The following is a 20,457-nucleotide window of genomic DNA, read 5'->3' on the forward strand; positions in this document are numbered from 1 at the left end:
CGGGCTCCGGCTTGTCCGCCGGAGCCCGTTTCGAATCACTCAGCTGCTTTCACCGGAGTAAAGGAATGTGTTTCCAAAGATGGTTTCGGTTCCGGTACGGCTTCCCATGCCGGTAAATTTGTGCCCGGATTGTTCTTTCCTTCCTGCAGCTTGAATTTTTTTGTGAGCTCGTGGAGCTTTTGGGATTGCAGTGACAGATCATGACTGGCCGCGGCGTTTTCTTCGGAAGCCGCGGAATTTTTTTGCACTACTTCTGCAATTTGGGCGATTCCGGACGTTACTTCGGATACGGCGTTTGACTCCTCGCCGGTGGATTTGGAGATTTCATCGATCAGCCGCGTCGATTCATCCGTGCTTTTCTGAAACTTACGGAAAGCAGTTGCTGTTGAATCAACGGCTTGCATGCCCTTATTCACAAGAGAAATCGAATTTTCAATCAGCAGGGAAGACTGTTTTGCCGCCTGAGAGCTTTTTACAGCGAGATTTCTCACTTCATCCGCTACAACGGCGAAGCCTTTTCCGGCTTCGCCGGCCCTGGCGGATTCCACGGCTGCGTTTAGGGCCAGAATATTTGTCTGGAATGCAATTTCGTCGATGGTTTTAATGATCTTCCTGATTTGTTCGGAGGATCCGTTAATATCGTTCATTGCGGCAAGCAGACCGTTGACGTCCCGGTTGCCCGCTTCCACTTCTTCGAAAGATTTTTTGGAAATGGAACTCGCAAGGGCGGCGTTGTCCGCCGTCTTTTTAATTTGTGTGGAGATTTTTTCGATCGTATCGGACAACAGCTCCGTTGTGCCTGCCTGTTCCGCCGCTCCCTGAGATAGGGAAGAAGCGCTGTCGGCGATCTGTCTGGAACGACTTTCAATGGATTCCGCGGCGGCGTTGATGTCATGGAACACATGGTTCAACGATTGACAAATCGTATTCAAAGCCCGTTTGATTTCGATAAAATCGCCTAAATATTCTTTCTCGGTTCTTACGGTCAGGTCACCGCCGGAAACCGCGCTGAGTATGTCGGAAATTTCACCGATATAAGCCTGCAAACCGGATACGGTGTTTTCCAGTGCCGAAACAACCTGTCCGACCTCATCCCTGGAATGAACGGTAAGAGCAACGACGCTTTGATCAGTTAAGCCAATTTCCCCATGTTCCATATGGTTTGCAAGGGATACGACCTGTTCCAGCGGAGTCTTCACCCTCTTTTTGATGAAGCGTCTTAAAATCAATATTGCGGTCAGCATGAAAGCAACGCCAACAAGAATCGCGAATAAAATCATCGTGTTCTGCGTTTGCTCGATGCCCGAAATGTTTTTGCCTGTGAACAAAGCCCCAACGGCACTTCCGTTATAGCCAATGATCGGCATGTAACCGGAGATATAACTGCATCCTGAGAGATTTTCCTTGGAAAGATAGTTTTGCTTTTGCTGAATCACTTTCTCCTGAACATCTTGCTCCATGATTAAACCGTTTTGCCGAGTTTTATCCTTTGATGCCGTTGTATTAATTTGCTCGTTGCCCAGAAAAACTGAAAATTCACAGCCGGTGGTACTTTTCAGCCGGTCGAGAAAATTTGTCTCCACCGTGGAATCGGATACGCTTTGCAGGGAACACACCGCTGAAACGCATCCAATTACGGTTCCGTTCTCTTCAATCGGGGCGCCGTAGCAAACACACAGCATTTTCCCGGTTAAAACCTCATTGACCAGCGCTTTTTGATTTTTTAATGCCTGCTTGATATGCTGCAGGCCGGAGAGATCGTTCAGCTCCAGCTCATTGTCTGACGAGGCAATGATTTTACCGTTTTTGTCCGTAAGAAAGGCATAGCTCAGACCATAGGATAGCACATCGCTTTTCAGAGCCGACGCCATTCCGTAATTGTTTTTTTCCTTCACCGCACGGATCAGGTCAGAATTTTCGGAAAGATCATTTCCGGCACTCTGTACGTCGCTGTCGAAATCCTTTATAGTTTCAGACAGCCCGTTCAGCGCAACGGCGCAGTCCTGCCGGTAAGACTTTTCAAACGCGCGGTTTGTAAAGACGGTCATGATGAATATGACAACGGTTAGAATGACTGCCAGCAGCACAGCAAAAAACACGGATAATGCAGAACTCAGATTTTTCCATTTTTTTTTCATACGACTCACTCCTTTTGTAAATGATCCTTAATGCTCCCTGAATTTACTCGTAATCTTTCAGATTTTGTTTTGTAATCATTTGATAAGGAATGTAGACGTAATGCTGGTTTTTTAGTTCGACTGTTTCGGGAATCTTTTGTCCGCAGGCCAGAGCATAGGATAAATCCATAATGGCGTCCGCCTGCTTTTTTGCATCGTTATACACCGTGCCAAGCATGGAACCGTCTTTCACTGCCTCCAGGCCGGGCTGTGTGCCGTCGACTCCGACTACGACCGGTGCTCTTTTCAGGGAACTCCCTTGAATCGCGTCGATGGCGCCGAGCGCCATGTCGTCGTTATTGGAAAATACGACTTCGATTCTATCACCGTACTGTTTGATCCACTGTGTCATTTTAGCGGTAGCCTGTGCGCGCTGCCAGTTTGCCGTGTCGTTCGCAAGTTTTTCAACCTGAATGCCTGATTCAATCAGATATTTAATGGAATATTCCGTACGAAGCAAAGCGTCCTGGTGTCCCTGTTCCCCTTCCAGCATGACATACTGGATTTTTCCGTCTTTGTTTCTGTCAATAAGGTCGGGGTTCTCATGAAAAACGTTATCAATGATCTTGCCCTGTATGGTGCCGGACTGCGCTGCATCCGCTCCAACATAATAAACCTTATTCCACATACGCACGTCCTCTTCCACAGGTTCCCTGTTGAAGAACACAACGGGGATATTGGCTTTTTTTGCTTTATTGATGATCGTGGACGCTACGGTGCGGTCCACCATGTTCACACAGATAACCGAGTAGTTTTTAGAAAGAAAACGGTCCACCTGATCATCCTGAACAGCCTGGCTTGACTGACTGTCGGCAATATTCAAAACAATTTTTTTGCCGCTTTCAGCCTCCTTCTTTTTTACTTCTGATTCCAGGTAGGTATCGACGGACTGTATAAACGTGTCGTCCTTTCGGTAAATGGTAACCCCGATTTTAATGGTCTTGATCGGGACGCTTCCTGATGCACAGGAACCAAGCATTCCGGATAAAACGGTCAAAATGCAAACAACCGCCCGCTTCCAACTCCTCATCTTTTCATCTCCCTGTCAACTTACAAACGGAAACAGCATGTATTCGTTTTCGGGGTGATACATATTTGAACGGTCGGAGACAACGAAATTCACGCTCATATTCTTGCACGATATGTGATTGATGCGGTCAACTGCCATTTTGACACCCAGATACCCGATCCCATATTCATTTTCCACACCGATTGCTTTTATGATACCCTCTTCCAGGAGGGAGACGATCGTGCTGCTTCGACCGACTCCATAGATTTGAGAATTCGTCGCGGCCTTGGATTTCAGAACTTTTTCAGCCTTTCCAAAGAGCTCCAGAGTCGCACTGTCCGCAGCAATGAAAACTTCTCCTTTGTGTTGAAGCAAAATTCTTTCGGCATGGACGGGAGCATCCTGTGAAAGATCTGAAAAATCCAGATAAGAGGGCTTGACGCCTGCGTCTTTCAAAACCTTTTCCACGCCGCCGCAAAGCTCCGGACTGCTTTTGCGATTCAAAATCACAAAACGTTGAGAGGAACTTTCTTTCTGTAAGATTTCTTTCGCCAAATTTTGCCCCAGCTGGTCGTTGTTACAGGAGATGTTAACGAGGCCGGACAAATCCGAGAGAGAGGACTGCAGGACAATCACGGGAACTATTTTGTCCCCATCCTTCATTGGTTTCATCAGGTCGGGGGAATTAACCGGCATGATCAGCACCGCGTTTGCGCCGTTGTTGATTTCCCGTTTTAAAAGCTTAATCTGCTGATTTGCGTCATTGTCGCTGGTCAATGTGTAAAAGCTGATGTCCGCGTTCATCTCATCCGCGGCTTTTTCAATTCCCGACTTCATAACGGACAGATTTTCCGTGCTTTTTCCCGGACAAATGACGGAAATTGCATAGGGCTCGCCGGCGGATTTTGTACTTTTATTATTTAGATAAAGATAATAGCCCGACAGGATCAGCAGCAGGATGAAAAAGATGACGAGTTTGTTTCGTGACATCCGGCTTTCACTCCTTCTCTTCAAATTCTTCCAGACTTTTTTTAGGCAGGTGAATTCTTGCCGTGGTTCCGACATCCGGTTCGCTGAACAGGGAAAGACCGTACTGCATGCCGAAGTAAAGCTGTATTCTTTCATTGATGTTCTTCAGTCCGATGCCGGAGCCGCTTCCCTGAACGGGCGCAGTGTTTTCACTCAGCAGACGATCGGCCTGTTCCTGCGGCATTCCGGGCCCGTTGTCGATGACGTCGATCCATAATTCATGATCTTTGCAATAGGCCTCGATTTTGATTTCTCCGTCATCCATGAATTCCATTCCGTGATAAATGGAATTTTCGACCAGCGGCTGAATGATCAATTTGATCGTTGCGCACTGCAGAATCTGCGGCTCTGCATGAATCGAATATTGAAATTTGTCGGCAAACCTGTGATTCTGAATAATCAGATAATTCTTGACATGCTCCAGCTCATCGGCAACGGAAATCATGTTTTTTCCCTTGCTGATGCTGATACGAAACAGCTTTGCCAGAGAAGTGACCATTGTGTTTGCGTCCTGGTATTTTCCGTTTTCGTTCATCCAGACAATCGAGTCCAGAGTGTTATACAGAAAATGGGGATTGATCTGTGCCTGCAGAGCATCGAGCTCGCTTCGCCGCTTGGCTTTCTGCTCCGATACAATATCGTCCATCAGCTTTCTGGTCTGACGAACCATGGAACGGATCGCTTTTCCGAGGTGTTCGACTTCATAGGAACCGCTGATTGCGATCTTCTGTTCGTCAAGGTCGCCGCTTTCCAGATTTTTTACGGAATTTTCCAGCTTCATGATCGGTTTTGCAATGCGGGAGGATAAAAACATATTGACGATGATGAGCAGATAGGAAATGAACAGGGCAAACAAAAGGGTATAAGACGTAAAGTTGGAGTAATTCGCCGTGATATCCTGAATCGGGTTGACCGCTATAATTTTCCATCCCGTGTATCCGACGGTCTTGACGGTGACCAGACGCTGCCTGCCGTCAAACGTTTCCGAATAGGTACCGTCCTCATGCGTTGCATTCTCCAGGTTGTTTTCATTCGTCAGGTTGGAATAAATCAGCCTTTGCTTGGGGTGATAAATGATTTGACCGTTTTCATCCGTGATGTAAACATAGCCGGACCCGCCCAGATAGTTGTTTTTGCAGACCTGTTCAATTCCGCTGTAATTCATGTCGACCAGCAGGACGCCGTGGAGAATGGAGCCGGCCGAGGTCAGCTCTACCGAACGGCTGAGAGAAATCACCCAATGAGAATTGTCGTCCGGGTCTAAAAAAAGATCTTCCACATGCGGAGTCGAAAAATGAAGATTTTCGATTCTGGCCATCGCGATTTGAAACCAGCTTTGCTTTTTTACGTCGACAGAGGGTTTTAACTGAGAAAGCGGTTCCGACGCTATGATTTTTCCGTCATCTGAAAAGACGGCGATACTGACAAGCTGGTCTCTGTTTGTTTCATAAAGCAAACTCATCTGATAGTTGATATTGTCATCCTTCAGGTCGGAATTTTTAATGACCCGGTAATACATGGAGTCGGAGATTCTCATCATGCTTCGAAGGTAAGAATCCAAATTCAGGCTGATCTGATCCACAATGCGCTTATTGCTGTTCGAAATGACTTCCATTGTGGAATTTACATATCTTACGGACAGGGAGACGGCGATCAGCGCCATTCCGATTACCATTACGATCGTAAATGAAATGGAAATGGAAAACTGAATGCTCCTTTTATGCAAAGAGTGCCGGATACGATCTTTGAAAACTTTAATCTTGTCCCACATTGTAATCCCTCAGGAATCTCTGTATCTGGATGGAGATACTCCAAATTTTTTCTTAAAGACATAACTGAAATAATTGGGCTCTGCATAGCCTACCTTCTGAGCGATCACATAAGTTTTATCTTCGGTTGTGTTCAACAGGTCAACCGCCTGCCGAAGGCGCACTTCGGTCAGGTAGGATACGAAACTTTTTCCCGTTTCCCGCTTGAAAACAGTCGAGAAATAAGTCGGGCTTACGTGAAGAAAGGAACACAGGTCTTCGACGGAGATGCTGGTTTTCTGATAATTTTCCTCTATGTACTCAATCGCGTGCTGCGCGAGGATTTTTGTATTGTTGACCCGCTGGCGTTTGATCTTTGAACTGATTCTGATGCAAACCTGTGCGCACCACTGTTTGATTTCATCCGGGGTCTGCAATTTGGTAAGAGCGTCCGTGTAGCTGAAATTTTCGTCGAAAATCTCACTGCCGTCCAGGCCGTAAGCATGAAGAACCTTCAGAAACGACGTGATGATTTCCAGCAGATAAATCCGATATTGATCGAATGGAAGCAGAGCTGATTTTGGATGGGAGAAAAAGCTGTCGATCTTTTCTTTGATTTTTCGCTCGTCTCCCATTTTGATCAGATTGGAAATCGCTTCTTCATCCTCCTGAAAAAATTCGATTCTGGCTGTTTCGTCAGGTTCAACGTCGTTGATGTAAATCGCTTTATCTCCGCCCATACCGGCACTGTATTCCAGCGCGGTGAACGCTTCACGATAAGATTCCCTCAACTGATGCAGGTCGGGCTTTATGGTGCCGATCCCGGCCATTACTTTTAAATTCAGAACTCGCTGAGCCGACTTACAGACTTCGTTTATGCCGTTGATCATGGGAATTAAGTTGTTGTCATGAAAATATGCGATTACAATGACACAGTCATAGTACAGGAAATCAATAAAACTGCAGAAATTCCCCAACATATCATCCAGAATGCTTTTGACCGAAATAGGAATCAGCTCTTCTTTTCCTTTCAGATTGCATTTCTCATCGATATTCGGGTCTGCACGCAGAAGCGCGGCGGCCCATCCCTCCACATCCAGATTCAGATGGAAGGTGTGTGCCTGGGCGCTGAGTTGCTCCGGCGTCAAATGTCCTTCGATCAAGCCTGAAAAAAACTGCTGGCGCATAATCGGGAGGCTGTCCTCGTACGCTTTCCTGAGCATTTCGACATTTGTTTTTTCATTGAATTCCCGGTCCAGCTGGGCTTTCATTTTCTTTAGTGTCTTGGTCAGCTCCACGGAATCAATCGGTTTCAGGATATATTCGGCAACGTGAAGTTTGATTGCCTGCTGCGCAAACTTAAAGTCGTCGAAGCCTGAAAAGACAATCATTTTTGTGGAGGGCATCATGGCGCAGATTCTTTCGCAAAGATCAAGTCCGCTCAGGAACGGCATTTTAATATCCGTCATAATGACATCCGGATGCAGCCTTTCCGCCTTCTCCAGGGCGTCGACTCCGTTTTCTGCGGAGCCGACAAAGGTATAGCCCAGTTGAGCCCAGTCGATTCTTCTGGCGATTCCTTCGCAGATTTCTCTTTCATCGTCGGCTAATAAAATTCGATACAATCTCATAGGATTCCTTCGTTTCAATAATTGCAATGATTAAGCACAAAAAATAATTGATATCATCGGCAGAAAACATTATTATAACATAAAGGCGTTTCAAAAACAGCTTTCAGCTCATGACAACAGACCTGTCATGAGCTGAATATAGAAGGGTGCATTTGCAGCCATATCAGTGCCATAAAACCTTGTGGTATTTTGAAAGGTCTATTGCGACCGCGACCACAATGATAATACCTTTGATGACCTGCTGCCACATGGGGCTGACATTGATAAACTGCAGGCCGTACTGGATGACGGTGAAAATCAGGACGCCGGTTACGATGCCGCTGATTTTGCCGATGCCGCCGGCGAGAGATACACCGCCGACGCAGCAGGCGGCGATGGCGTCGAGTTCATATCCGTAGCCATATTGGTTGGAGGCTCCTGCTGTTCTGGCAGCTTCCAGAACGCCGCCGAACCCATACAGAACGCCTGCAAGAATAAAGATTCCCATCAGCGTCTTAAAAACATTGACCCCGGAGACGCGCGCGGCTTCCATATTTCCGCCGATCGCATAGATGTTTTTGCCGAAAACAGTTTTATTTAGAATAATCCACATTAAAATTGTGACGGCAATCGCGATGGGTACAAGGATCGATACTTTGTCAAAGAGTTTGGTTTGAGCCAGTCTGGTAAAATCGTCGCGGACACCGCCGATCGGCTGTGAATTGTTTGGCGGCATATCAAAATACAGGGAGCAGATGCCGTAAATGCTGACCGAACTTGCCAATGTTGCAATAAACGGATGCATGTTATATTTTGCCACAAGGAATCCGTTGATTGCTCCGAAGATACCGCACGCAAAAATCGCGAGAAGAATCGGCAGGATAATCGGAACCTGAGGGAGATTCGGGAAAAACCTGTGAGCATAATCGGGGTTCTGCAGCATGGAAGTGGAAATAACAGCAGCCAGTCCGACCATGCGCCCGGCGGAAAGATCGGTGCCTGCAATCAGCAGCGTAATGCAGATTCCCAGGGCGATAATTAAACGAATGGAAGACTGCGCGAGAATATCGAACAGCACGTCGAATTTCATGAAACGGGGTTCGATAAAAATGATGACGATAATTAATACAAGCAGCGCGAAAATTAACGCGTAATTCAGAAAAAAGGATTTCGCATTTTTGCGGGAGAACAGAACCTCTTCTCCTTTTCTGCCGGTGCTGATTGTCTGAAGAGCACCGTACCCCAGCAGGCACGCGCCGATGATGACGAGGAACCCGGGCAGGTCGTAAATCTTCTTGATATGAAACAGCAATCCCAGAATGGCGCCGAAAACCGCAAAGCAAATGCCTGCCGCCATAAATACCGCCGCAAATTTCTTGCGGGGCACAGTTTTTCCTTCCTGATCCATATGTACTTTCACTTCCTAATCTAATTTCTGTATTGTGTTGCGAGACGCATGACCGAAACCTGGTCGGCATCCTCACGGTTCAGAATACCCGTGACCCGGCCCTCGCACATTACCATGACTCTGTCCGCCATTCCAAGCAGCTCCGGCATTTCGGAAGAGATCATAATAATTGATTTGCCTGATTTGATCAGATCGAGCATGATGGTATAAATTTCATATTTGGCGCCAACGTCGATTCCGCGGGTGGGTTCATCCAGAATCAGTATGTCCGGATCGGTTAAAAGCCAGCGGGCAATCAGAACCTTTTGTTGATTGCCTCCGGAGAGATTCTCCATTTCCGTATCAAGATTCGGGGTTTTCACATTCAAGGTTTTACTTATTGATTCCGCGGCTTTGTAGCGTTTTGAATCGTTGAGCAGGCCGCTTTTGGCAAACTTTTTCTGGCTCGCGATGACCGTGTTGTCCAAAACGGACAGATGCGCATAGACGCCGGAAGCCCGGCGTTCCTCCGTCAGCAGGGCCAGACCGTTCCTTTTTGCGTCCTGAACCGACTTGATTTCAATTTTGTGACCATTTTTATAGATTTCTCCGGAGGCGATCCCCCGCAGGCCGAATATGGATTCGACCAATTCCGTCCGTTGGGCTCCTACCAGTCCTCCAAGTCCCAGAATTTCTCCCTTATGAAGTTCGAAGCTGACATGCTGGAAAGATCTTGCTTCGGCAGAACACAGATCGTTGACCCGAAAAACAACTTTGTTGCCGGGAACGCTGTTTTTAGGAGGGAATCTGTTGGTCAGTTCACGCCCGACCATCATCTGAATCATCTTGTCTGTGGTCATTTGGGAAGAAGGCCAGGAACCGATGTATTTTCCGTCTCGCATAACAGTGACTTCATCTGAGATTTTCAGGATTTCTTCCATCTTATGGGAGATATAAATGATCGCGCAGCCTTTTTCCTGAAGATGCCGCATAATGCTGAATAAATGCTCGGTTTCATTGTCCGTCAGGGAGGAGGTCGGCTCATCCATGATGATCAGCTTTGAATTGTAACTGACCGCCTTTGCAATTTCAACAAGCTGCAGGTTGGAAGGGGATAACGTAACCGCCAAGGCCTCCGGATTCACATCGAGGTTAATCTCCTGAAACAGCTCTTTTGTTTTGCGGACCATGGCTTTTGTGCTTACAATAGGCCCGCTTTTCGGGAAGCGCCCGAGCCAGATATTCTCCATGACCGGGCGGTAACGAATCGGGTGCTGTTCCTGATGGATCATAGAAATCCCCATGTCAAGCGCCTGCCTGGTGTTGGCAATCTCAACCTTTTGTCCGTTAAAAATCACATCACCCTCATCTTTGATGTAGATACCGAACAGGCATTTCATCAGGGTTGATTTTCCGGCTCCGTTTTCGCCAACCAATGCATGCACACTGCCTGGCCTTACTTTCAGGCTTACGTCTTCCAAGGCTTTTACGCCCGGAAATGATTTTGATATGTGATTCATTTCCAGGATGTATTCACTCAACTGTCAGCCCTCCTTTTTCGTAGAGGTGATCAGCGATGGGGAACGAAAAGAACCGTCTTCACGTTCCCCACATGCTGTCAGTATCTTATTTGGTCATGTAATCTGTATAATTATCCTGTGTCACCTGAACATAAGGGATCCACACATACTTTTCGTCGGTTAATTCGTAACCAATATTGTCTTTGGTAATGTCTTTGCCTTCCGCGGTGGCGACAGCAATATTCACGGAAGCGTTTCCCTGGTTGACGGCGTCATTCAGAACCGTGCCGTACATGGAACCCCCTTTCATGGCTTCCAGAGCCGGAGCAGTCGCATCCACGCCGACCACAGGAATGTACTTGGACTTGTCGCCCTTGTTGTAGCCGTGAGCCTTAAGCGCCTCAATGGCGCCGAGAGCCATGTCGTCATTGTTGCACAGAACGGCCTCGATCTTGTCGATTCCCTGGGAAGTGATGAAAGTGTTCATCAGGTCGGTTGCTTTTGCCTTATCCCAGTAAGCGGTATCGGCGGCCAGTTTTTCTGTTTCAAAGCCGCCGTCGTTGATCGCCTGAATCGAATACTTTGTGCGCAGAGTGGCATCCTGATGGCCCGGCTCGCCCTGAAGCATTACATACTGGATCTTTCCGTCACCGTTTTTATCTGCATCTTTGTTTTTCTTGAAGTAGTCTACGATCAGCTGGCCGGAAAGCGTACCGGATTGCTCCGCTTTTGCTCCGACGTACCATGTTTTATCATAGCTTTTCAGAATGTCGGCCTCCGGTTCGCGGTTCAGGAAGATAATCGGTATGTTCTTGTCCTTTGCCTTTTTCACAAGGGACTCGGCGGCGGTGCGGTCGACGGGGTTGACGCACAGTGCCGAAACGCCCTTTGTAATAAATGTATCCACCTGTTCGTTCTGAGTGGCCTGTTTGTTCTGCGAATCAACGATATTCAGAGTGACGCCGAACTTCTGGGCCTCTTTCGTCATCTGATCGCGAACGCCCGTCATAAAGGTATCGTCAAATTTGTAGATGCAGACGCCGATCGTCACATCGGACGGGTCAACTGCGGCGGTTTCGCTGGATGTGGGCTCCGTGCTGGCTGCCGACGATGCCCCTCCGGCCGATGAAGCCGGTGTCGAACTGGAACACCCAACTGTTACGGCGCCCATCATCAGAGCAGCCATAACCATTGCCAAGGTCTTTTTCATATAACTTCCTCCTTAGAATTAATTCGGACCGGAAAGCAAACCATTTGTGCGTGTTGACCAATTTGACGCTCGCAAGCCGGCCTTTCTTATTAATTAAATATAAGTATACGGTTCCGATAAGGAAAAATCTATATAAAATTCTTCTATCTTATATTAAAATTCTTAACTGATTGACATAATTTTGTCTATAATTGTGCAAGCGGATGTCCACGTGTCATTGATTGCGGGAGGACATCAACCGTGGAATTTGAACGGAAGGAAACCGCTGAATCTGCCAGTTGATTAAGGCAAATATGTCAGTGCAGGAAAGTACCTGTTAGCAAAAAACGACGGACAAAACAAAGTCCAGGCAGCTTTTGCGCCGCCTGGACTTAGAAGAAATTCTTATTGTTAAGTTACGGTATTTTAATGATTCCGGTTTCTGCCGGTGGATTTTTCTTTCGAACATCGGGAAAATACGGCAGACAGATCTCAACGCTTGAATAGGACTTCATCGCCGTAGAAAGCGGAGGGCACCCCAAGACAGATTTTTGCCCTCACCCCTGCGCTGCCGATGTTGAGCTTAAGCATTTTACTCACATAGGCACACATCTTAATAATTAGGTGGAATTTCATAGTGCATGGAGCACGGGAAAATGGAGAGAGTAGAACCAGTCAATGTAGGATTTTGAAACGCAAAAAATTGAGAACCGCAAAATTTATACACTCTGTCCAAATCGAGTCGCCGGGAATTTCAACGCTAAACTTGCACGTCGGAGGTTTCGGGGAAACATGCCATTGGCGCGGGCGGAAAATTGATTAACTGTTTTCATTCACGCTGTCATCGGGAGTTTTAGGATCCTGGCATGTTTTAGTGTGCTCTTTCCACTCATTGAAGCTTTGTCCGTTGAAAACGTCCATTCCTTCGACGGGGGTAATGCCGAGAAGCTCGTCCGTAATCTGTCGAAGCGCGGTGGTATCGGAGCTGATAATACAGTTATAAATTTTGTTGTGAGTATCATTTTCTCCCAGCGGAGGGAGACCGGCCTCGGCCCGACGATGGGCACGGGCTCTTACCAACTGGGTAATATGCCTACGGATTAGCTGCTGTACCATGAAATAAACGTCCTTATACAGTCTGTTATGACTCATCTTCACCACTTTATAGTGAAAGTTGAAATCTGCGTCCACCATACGCTCCAGTAAGTCTTCGTTGTCCACATCTATGTTATAATCCATCGAAAGGGTGTTGTAATGCATCAGAGCCTTATGCAGTTCCTCTTTCTCCGCATCGGTGCCAGAGAGGATTGCCAAGCGCATACAATCATATTCCAGCAGGCTGCGCAACTGCTGCACATCTTGGTAGCAATCTTTGCCCTCATAAAAGATGGATATCTCACTCAGCATGGGTTTGAGGGAAAAGTTACGGACGAATGACCCCTCGCCAACCCGGGTTTCAATAATGCCCAGGGTGCTGAGCTTCTGCAGGGCCATGCGCACGCTTAGGCGGTTCACGCCGAAAGCGTCAGCAAACTCAGACTCTGAGGGAAGCTTGTCTCCCACTTTCCAGATACCGTCCACGATATCCTGCTTGATGGACGCGCAAACCTGGTCCACAATAGATATTCGGCTTATTCTCATTTTTCGGTGGGAAGACTTGCCGAGGGACTCTTTTTCCATACTGCTCACCTATAATCGTATTTTTTCTAATTATAACTCTTATTTGATATAATGTCATTCTTTTTAAATATATACGGGGAAACGGAACCTCTTCAAAGCTCATCGGAATGAAAAGCAGGGAGGGGACTGGAACCAAAAGCAAATAGAGCAGTAAAAAAGCAGGCGCCTTTCGGTTGGAAGGCGCCTGCTTGCAAGAGAAGAAGAAATTATAATCGGTAGTTATTTAATAACGACTTTTTTAGCTTTCGCCATGTATTCCTCGCTCATCTCCTGACCGATGCCGGGGAGCTCGGGAATCTCGTAGAAGCCGTTCTTCGGCGCGTAATAGTACTTGCCGGCGTTCTTAAACTTCGTCAGCAGATTGGCGTTGTGTTCCTCGTGAATGACGAAATTGGGGATAGCAGCTTCCACCTGGAGAGCGGCGGCGGTAGCAATAGGGCCGCCGCAGACGTGAATTTGCACGCCTATGTCATAGACCTGAGCCATATCGCTTATTTTTTTGGTTTCTGTAATTCCGCCTGTGTTAGCAAGGTCGGGCTGGATCACGTCCAGAGTACGGTCTTCAAAGAACTGGCGGAACCCCCAGCGGGTGTAGCTGCGTTCGCCGGTAGCGAGAGGCAATCCGCTGCGCTCTTTGATATGTTTAAAGAGAGTGGGATTGCAGGGCATCGTGGGCTCTTCGAAATACATGATCCGATAGGGCTCGAGTGCCTTGCCTAAAATAGCGGAGGTGTTGGCGTCAAGCAGGGAGTGAATTTCGATGATGATGTCCATATCGTCGCCGCCGGCCTCGCGCGCCGCCGCGATGCGCTCAACGGAACGCTTTAAGTCATGTTCCCGGTAGCAGCCACGGATTTGGTTGCCCTGAGTTGCAAACACCTCGCCAAAGTCTTTTTCCTGGTACGGAGCGAAAACAGGGTCGATTTTAACGGCGTCGTAGCCGTCTGCCATAGCGTCCTTAACAACATCGTAGTAGTCCTTGGGGTCGTACAGAAGAGTAAGGGAGTCGTTCTTTTCGATGATCTTTCGCCAGCCGAACTGAAGCTGGGATGCGTAGGCACGGAGCTTGTCGTTGGTCTTGCCGCCTAGGAGTTTGTAGACGGGCAGATTCAGAGCCTTCCCCTTGATATCCCAGCAGGCGGTGTCTATGGCCGCCATGGCGGAGGTGACGACCACGCCGCCACCCATGCCCCAGAAGGTGTGGCGATGCAGGTGCTCCCAAATTTTCTCGGTATTAAAGGGATCCATGCCAAGAACAAGTTTGGCAAAGTCCTGGCACTGCCCAAAGGCTGCCTCAGAGCAGTTGCCGTAGGCAAGACCAGCCTCGCCGAATCCGCTGATGCCTTCGTCTGTGTTGACCTTGATGGTGATAAAACCGCCAAGGGCACCGTCGCCAAGATAACATTCAACATTTGTGATTTTCATAATGAAGTTGCTCCTTTCTTGTACAATAAAATTAATTGAAAACTTCAAGAGAAAACTGTTTATTCTGCGGGGACCTTTTCCTCATCATCGGCCCAAACAGAGGTGTGAATCTCAATATTGCCGCGCTTTGCGCGCCAGACTCCGATGGCCGCCATGATCAGCAGTGCCGCCACATTCGCAATTGCCAGAGCCGGGGTCATGGACAGGCAGGACTTCCAGAAAACCACGATTGCCCCAGCCAGGGACAAGACACAGATGACGTAATAAAGGCCATTGGAAACATGAAAGCGGGATTTACTCCAGGCCTCAGGATATTTTCCGGGCAGCCGGATCAGCGCCACGAAGTTCAGAAAAGCGAAAAAGGAGGTAAAGATCTGTACCATATTCGTAATGACGGTAATGGACAGACCGAAAATGACAGGGAGGATACCCAAGATGTACATGAAGGTCAGAATAAAGACGCGGGAGCCCTTGGCGTTCTTCTTTCCAAAAGTGGAAGGGAGCCAACCATCGTCGCAAGACTGGCCTATGGTGATGGCGTTATAGGCAAAGCTGGAGTTCAGGGTAGACAGCAGAGCCATAATGGGGCCGCCTATGATAAAAAAGTAAAACAGCCAGGAAGGGAAGATGCGTTGTGCGGCAAAAACCAAAGTAGTGGAAGACCCGTATTCTTTCACGCTTATCACGCCCACGCCGGCCATGGCTACGCCCACATAAAGAATGATGAGTGTGGGAACGGTCATCAGCAGGGCCGCAGGAATATCCCGCTTGGCGTTTTTGGCATCCCGGCCATAGGCAATAGTCATGTAATAACCCTGGCAGGAGTATACGAACAGCAGGACGGCGCCGGTGAAACCACCGGAAATCTGACCCTTGTTAAAGATAATACCCCAGCCGTTGATCAGAAAATTCGGGTCTGAAAAATTAAAGATCGGCAGCTTGATTTTAAAAATACCCACAATGGCAAAGAGTACCAGCGCGGCTATGAGCAGCCAGGTCATCAGCTTTTGGGCCTTTGCCATTACGTCCACGCCTAATAGATTGACAACAAAGAAGAAGGTCAATAAGGAAATTCCTATCATCGTGCGGGGAATTGCGCCGCCCAGAGCAGGAATAATATCGCCAAGATAGGCAGCCGCGGCGGTGCCGAAAAGGGACAGTGACAGGCATTGTGTCAAATAGGAGAATGCAAAAATTCCGGAAGTAACTGGTCCTGCCAGTTCACACAGCATGGAATAGTTGCCGCCGCCCAGCCGCAGAGTTGATGCGACAAAGATGTAAGGCAGAATCATAATGAAACCCATGATAATAGCCGCAAAGTAGGCAAGCCAGGCGGAATAACCAGTCATTTTGATTGCAGGGACAATAAGGGTGATGACGCCGGCGCCAATAACCTGTCCAACGGCTAGCGCAAAAAGTTCGGTTCTTCCGAGAGTTCCGGGTTTTGGTGCTGGCTCTTTAATCACTTTAATTGCCATAGTAATCTCCTCGTTTTCTCTCTTAATTTAACAGTAACCTCGCAATCTTGATTAAGTGCTTTGCCAGAGATGTCATAACAGGATTTTGACAGGTGGGATATTTGTACCTTTTTCCTCCGAAGTCATGACCGACGATTGAAATTACTCTACCATTTTGTAGAGAATCGCCTTGTCGATAGCTTCTTGAAGGAACTCGTTGCCGATACCGGGCAGGTCTGGAACGGTAAAGTACCCGTTTTCAGGCTGAAGGTTGTACTTCGTGAGGTTCAGGCAGGTGTCCATCCGGTTGCAGGTGTGATGCTCGTGAATTACAAAATTGGGGATGACACATTCCAGATGCAATGCTGCGTTGGTGGTCAGAGGACTGCCGGCGACATGAATCTGGATCCCTGCGTCAAAAGCATGAGCCATGTCGCAGATTTTCTTTACTTCACTGATGCCGCCGCAGTTTCCAATGTCAGGCTGGGCCAACTGCAGAAGGTTGCGCTTAAAGTAGTCGGCGTATTGCCAGCGAGAGAAAAGACGTTCGCCGTTGGCAATGGGAACACTGATGTATTTGGCGATGTATTCTACCGTCTGGGTGGTGGGAGTATTCGGCTCTTCAAATGCCAGAATGTGATATTTTTCGGCCAGCTTGCCAAGCTGCACCGCACCCAGGGCGTCCGGATAGGAGTGGTTTTCCATGATGATGTCAACATCGTCGCCGGCGGCTTCCCGCGACGCCTTCATCCGGGCTTCCACCATCTTGAGCTGAGAAGGCGTGAGAAAACCGGTAGTATCCAGAAAGCTCAGGGGCTTGCCCTCCTCGTCCCGGTCGAAGAAGTCGATCTTCACCGCGTCGAATCCCTCGGCCACAGCTAACTTCACATTGTGGGCGTAATCCTCCGGATTGACAGCCCAGAGGTGCTCGCTCACTCCGACCTGCCCCCAGCCAAACTGTAATTGGCTGGCGTAGGTGCGAAGCTTGTCGCGCGTTTTACCACCCAGCAACTGATAGACAGGAACATTAAAATATTTTCCTTTAATATCCCAAAGCGCGACATCAATCGCTGCAATACCGGAAAATACCACCGGGCCGCCGTTCTGGCCCCAAAAAGTCTTTTTATACATGCTTTCCCAGATTAGCTCAGTTTGCAGCGGATCCATACCGATGATAAGTTCAGCCAGGTCGCATACCATGCCAAACGCCGCGGAACCACCCACGCCGTAGGCCATGCCGGCTTCACCGTCGCCGCGAATTCCCGTGTCGGTGTGGATTCGGCAGCCGATTGGGCTGTTCATTTTGCTCTTGGCAGTGGGAAGGCGAAAGACTTCCACCTTTTTAATTTTCATACAACTCTTCTCCCTTTTCGTTTATTCGCTTGATCACTTGTTCGCTATGTAATCAGTATATATAACATTTATTGTAAAGTCAAGAAATATATATTGAATTCGTGAAAAAAATTGATTTAGCATATAAATTTTTGTTTAATTTTAGTAAATTGGCTTCAAAGGTTGACTGTTGCTAGACAACTCCCAATAAATGCTAAAGGGTTGCGAAGATTTCCAACATGGAAAAATTTCACATAAGAGCCGTAAAAGAATAGTTACGGGGGTGTTGCAAAATGAAAATTTTGCAACACCCCCGTTCATGTTGAAAAGTGATCTAAATACGAAGCTTTTGTTGAAAACTTTGCGAGACAAATCGTCGAAATAGGAATAGCAATGCTAAGCTCCGCCGTAAAGCGAAGCTGAAAAATCAATCATTTTCTGTTTTTCTGGAATCTACTCTTTTTGAAGGCAAAACAAATGTGTTTTTAACCTTCCTGTGTTGCATTTCGCACAGAGCTTGTTCAAGTTGTAGCCCATGCACAAAAGGTAAAGCTCCGTTGAAATGTTTGCCCGGCCCCGGGTAAGAAAGCGCTTGAATTTGCGGTTGCTTTTCAGAACGCCGAAGGCCCCTTCCACCTGGATAGAGCGGTTCATCCGAAGCGTAATTCCACGTTCGGTTTTAATGTTTTTCCGGGAATCGTCACTCAGGCGAACCAAATCCGTTTTCACTCTCAGTTCTTTCGGCGTGCCGCTTTTTGCCTTGCAGCAAGCTTCACGGCACGGGCAGCCGACGCAGCTATCGCACCGGTAATACGCCGTCGTTGGGAAATATCCCTGCCGATTCCGCTGCGTACTTTCGTGATGGAAAAGAAGCTTTCTGCCGGCCGCGCAGACATAGCAGTCTTGCTGTTTGTCATATTGCATATTCTCCCGGCGGCCGATCTGCTGCCTGAACTTTTTGTTTTTTTGTGCTTCGTAGTTGATGGGTTTGATGAAGCTGGTCTGCCCGTTTCCCTCCAGATACAGGTAGTTGTCCAGACTTTCATAGCCCGCGTCCGCCACAATATCCCGGTAGCGTTCCCCATGCTGCTGTTCGAGTCTGCGCAAAAAGGGTCGCAGCGTCCCGCTGTCCGTCCGGTTCGAAAAAGCCGCGGCGCCTGTGATGTACTCGCTGTTCACGGCAATCTGCACATTGTAGCCCGGTTTGAGCTGCCCGTTGCGCATATGGTCTTCCTTCATATGCATAAAGGTGGCATCCGGATCTGTTTTGGCATAACTGTTACGACTGTTTCCCATTAAAAACAGCTTCTTCTCATAGCCCTCCCACTTTTCCAGCAATGTAAAAATCTTCTCATACGCCCGCTGCCGGGGCGGCTTGCGGCGACCGGCTCCATGTACAAAATGAATTCCGTTTTTCTCACAGGCCGCCTTTTCCGATTTTACCAATTCACGGAACTTTTTCAGGGTCACATTGCCGGAAATTCCACGGCTTTCAAATTCCTCACGCACGGCATCCTTCACTTTGGCCAAATATTTCTCCGTCGTCTTGCGCCAGACAAACGTGTAGCGGTTCGCCCGGCTCTCCAGCTTGGTGCCGTCGATGAATACCTCGTCGTGCTCCGTCTCGCCCATCTGTTCCAGGCGCCGGACAAATTGGTAAAACAAATCTTCCACCGCTTCTTTGGTGCGTCCGGTGCGAAACCTCGCAAACGTGCTGTAGTCCGGCACCGGTTCTCCATTGAGCAGCCACATGAAGTCCACGCGTTTCCGGCAGGCCTCCTCCAGCTTTCGCGTCGAGTAGATGCCGCACATGTAACCGTACACCAATACCTCAAAGATGATCCGGGGTTCAGCCGCCGATTTCCTTCCCTGTGAAGAATAGGCGCGATACAGTTCCCTGTAATCCAGTTCCTCAAGCTGCGCGCTGGCAAGCCGTACCGGATCATCCTGCGGTATTGTTATTTCCATATCCATTGGGAGCGTCAACTGTTGATTTTTTCGCTCAAATCTGTTATGCTCTAAGAGCTTTTTATTTTCTTTCACAACTAAATTTTAAAGCAAAAAGCCGGAGCTGCCAATACCTTTTCGTATGGTTGCTCCGACTTTTTTTCGTGCCGTTTTGCAACACCCCCTACTTCCGCGGCGCCAAAGGCGCAACCTGTTCCCTGTGGCCCCCTGAAGGGGCTGATAGTTCCGCCGTCTGCTGTCGCTCTGTTGTTACTTTTTCTTGTAACTATCCATTGTGTCACTGAATGACATTTGATCTTCCGTCAAATCTTCTTTGAGCTGATTCTGAATATATTCCTGAATGATTTTTCTGTTTCTGCCAACTGTATCAACGTAATACCCCTCACCAAAAGCGCTTTCCGAATTTCTCAAAAACAGCTCAACTCTTTCCTTTGAGAAATTCTACAAATCCGGAAACGATCATTTTTGGTGGAATCGATACAAGCATGTGTATATGGTCCGGGCACGCATTCGCTTTTATAATTTCAACGCCCTTCCATGTGCATATGTCTCTCAACATCTTTCCTATTGCTGCTCGTTGCTTTCCATAGATTTCTTTTCTACGGTACTTTGGAGTAAAGACTATGTGATATTTTCAGTTCCATTTCGTATGTGCTAAACTGTAGCTGTCCTGCGGGTTACTTTTATTTGTGACCATGTAAACTACCTCCTTTTCCTGACTGTTGATGGCGAAACCACAGCCATTATAGCAAAAGGAGGTCCTTTTTTCACTTTTGATCGCGAAAGCTCTTATGATCTCACCGGCACCGCCGGTGGTTTTGCTAAACAACAAAGTCCAGGCAGCTTTTGCGCCGCCTGGACTTAGAAGAAATTCTTATTGTTAAGTTACGGTATTTTAATGATTCCGGTTTCTGCCGGTGGATTTT

At 47.8% G+C, this 20,457-nt stretch carries 13 protein-coding genes and 1 pseudogene; all 14 read right to left on the reverse strand.

The genetic code is table 11. The annotated features are described in order from the left end of the window. Positions 1-35 precede the first annotated feature (35 nt). A complete protein-coding gene (locus HCR03_RS01455) occupies positions 36-2,138 on the reverse strand; it encodes a methyl-accepting chemotaxis protein (protein ID WP_187036355.1) in 2,103 nt (700 codons plus the stop codon). A gap of 43 nt (positions 2,139-2,181) precedes the next feature. Then, positions 2,182-3,207, reverse strand: coding sequence for a galactose ABC transporter substrate-binding protein (locus HCR03_RS01460; RefSeq protein WP_187036357.1), 1,026 nt, complete (start codon positions 3,205-3,207; stop codon positions 2,182-2,184). 15 nt (positions 3,208-3,222) lie between these two features. Next, on the reverse strand, positions 3,223-4,176 hold the full coding sequence (locus tag HCR03_RS01465) for a substrate-binding domain-containing protein (protein WP_066643826.1): 954 nt from the start codon (positions 4,174-4,176) through the stop codon (positions 3,223-3,225). Between the two features lie 7 nt (positions 4,177-4,183). Further along, positions 4,184-5,986, reverse strand: coding sequence for a histidine kinase (locus tag HCR03_RS01470; protein ID WP_066643827.1), 1,803 nt, complete (start codon positions 5,984-5,986; stop codon positions 4,184-4,186). Between the two features lie 9 nt (positions 5,987-5,995). Continuing rightward, positions 5,996-7,594 (reverse strand): response regulator, encoded by a 1,599-nt coding sequence (locus tag HCR03_RS01475; RefSeq protein ID WP_187036359.1) that lies wholly within the window; start codon positions 7,592-7,594, stop codon positions 5,996-5,998. A gap of 163 nt (positions 7,595-7,757) precedes the next feature. Beyond that, complete coding sequence (gene mglC, locus HCR03_RS01480; protein ID WP_187036361.1) at positions 7,758-8,981, reverse strand: galactose/methyl galactoside ABC transporter permease MglC; 1,224 nt, start codon at positions 8,979-8,981, stop codon at positions 7,758-7,760. Between the two features lie 20 nt (positions 8,982-9,001). Continuing rightward, positions 9,002-10,501: a sugar ABC transporter ATP-binding protein gene (locus tag HCR03_RS01485; RefSeq protein WP_156990701.1), complete on the reverse strand. Its 1,500-nt coding sequence runs from the start codon at positions 10,499-10,501 to the stop codon at positions 9,002-9,004. Between the two features lie 85 nt (positions 10,502-10,586). Continuing rightward, entirely contained in the window at positions 10,587-11,690 is a 1,104-nt protein-coding gene (locus HCR03_RS01490; protein WP_187036363.1) for a galactose ABC transporter substrate-binding protein, read from the reverse strand. 798 nt (positions 11,691-12,488) lie between these two features. Beyond that, a complete protein-coding gene (locus tag HCR03_RS01495) occupies positions 12,489-13,349 on the reverse strand; it encodes a FadR/GntR family transcriptional regulator (protein ID WP_187036365.1) in 861 nt (286 codons plus the stop codon). 219 nt (positions 13,350-13,568) lie between these two features. Then, positions 13,569-14,774: a mandelate racemase/muconate lactonizing enzyme family protein gene (locus HCR03_RS01500; RefSeq protein ID WP_187036367.1), complete on the reverse strand. Its 1,206-nt coding sequence runs from the start codon at positions 14,772-14,774 to the stop codon at positions 13,569-13,571. Positions 14,775-14,833: 59 nt separating this feature from the next. Beyond that, entirely contained in the window at positions 14,834-16,252 is a 1,419-nt protein-coding gene (locus HCR03_RS01505) for an APC family permease (RefSeq protein WP_187036369.1), read from the reverse strand. A gap of 141 nt (positions 16,253-16,393) precedes the next feature. Beyond that, the gene (locus HCR03_RS01510) at positions 16,394-17,584 is read right to left on the reverse strand and encodes a mandelate racemase/muconate lactonizing enzyme family protein (RefSeq protein WP_187036371.1); all 1,191 of its coding nucleotides are present in this window, start codon (positions 17,582-17,584) and stop codon (positions 16,394-16,396) included. 432 nt (positions 17,585-18,016) lie between these two features. Then, positions 18,017-19,537, reverse strand: a complete 1,521-nt coding sequence (locus tag HCR03_RS01515; protein WP_187034602.1) for an IS1182 family transposase — start codon at positions 19,535-19,537, stop codon at positions 18,017-18,019. 243 nt (positions 19,538-19,780) lie between these two features. Continuing rightward, a pseudogene (gene tnpA / locus HCR03_RS01520) lies at positions 19,781-20,156 on the reverse strand (IS200/IS605 family transposase). Between the last annotated feature and the right edge of the window lie 301 nt (positions 20,157-20,457).

The sequence above is a fragment of the Caproicibacter fermentans genome (assembly GCF_014303955.1).
GTDB lineage: Bacteria > Bacillota > Clostridia > Oscillospirales > Acutalibacteraceae > Caproicibacter > Caproicibacter fermentans.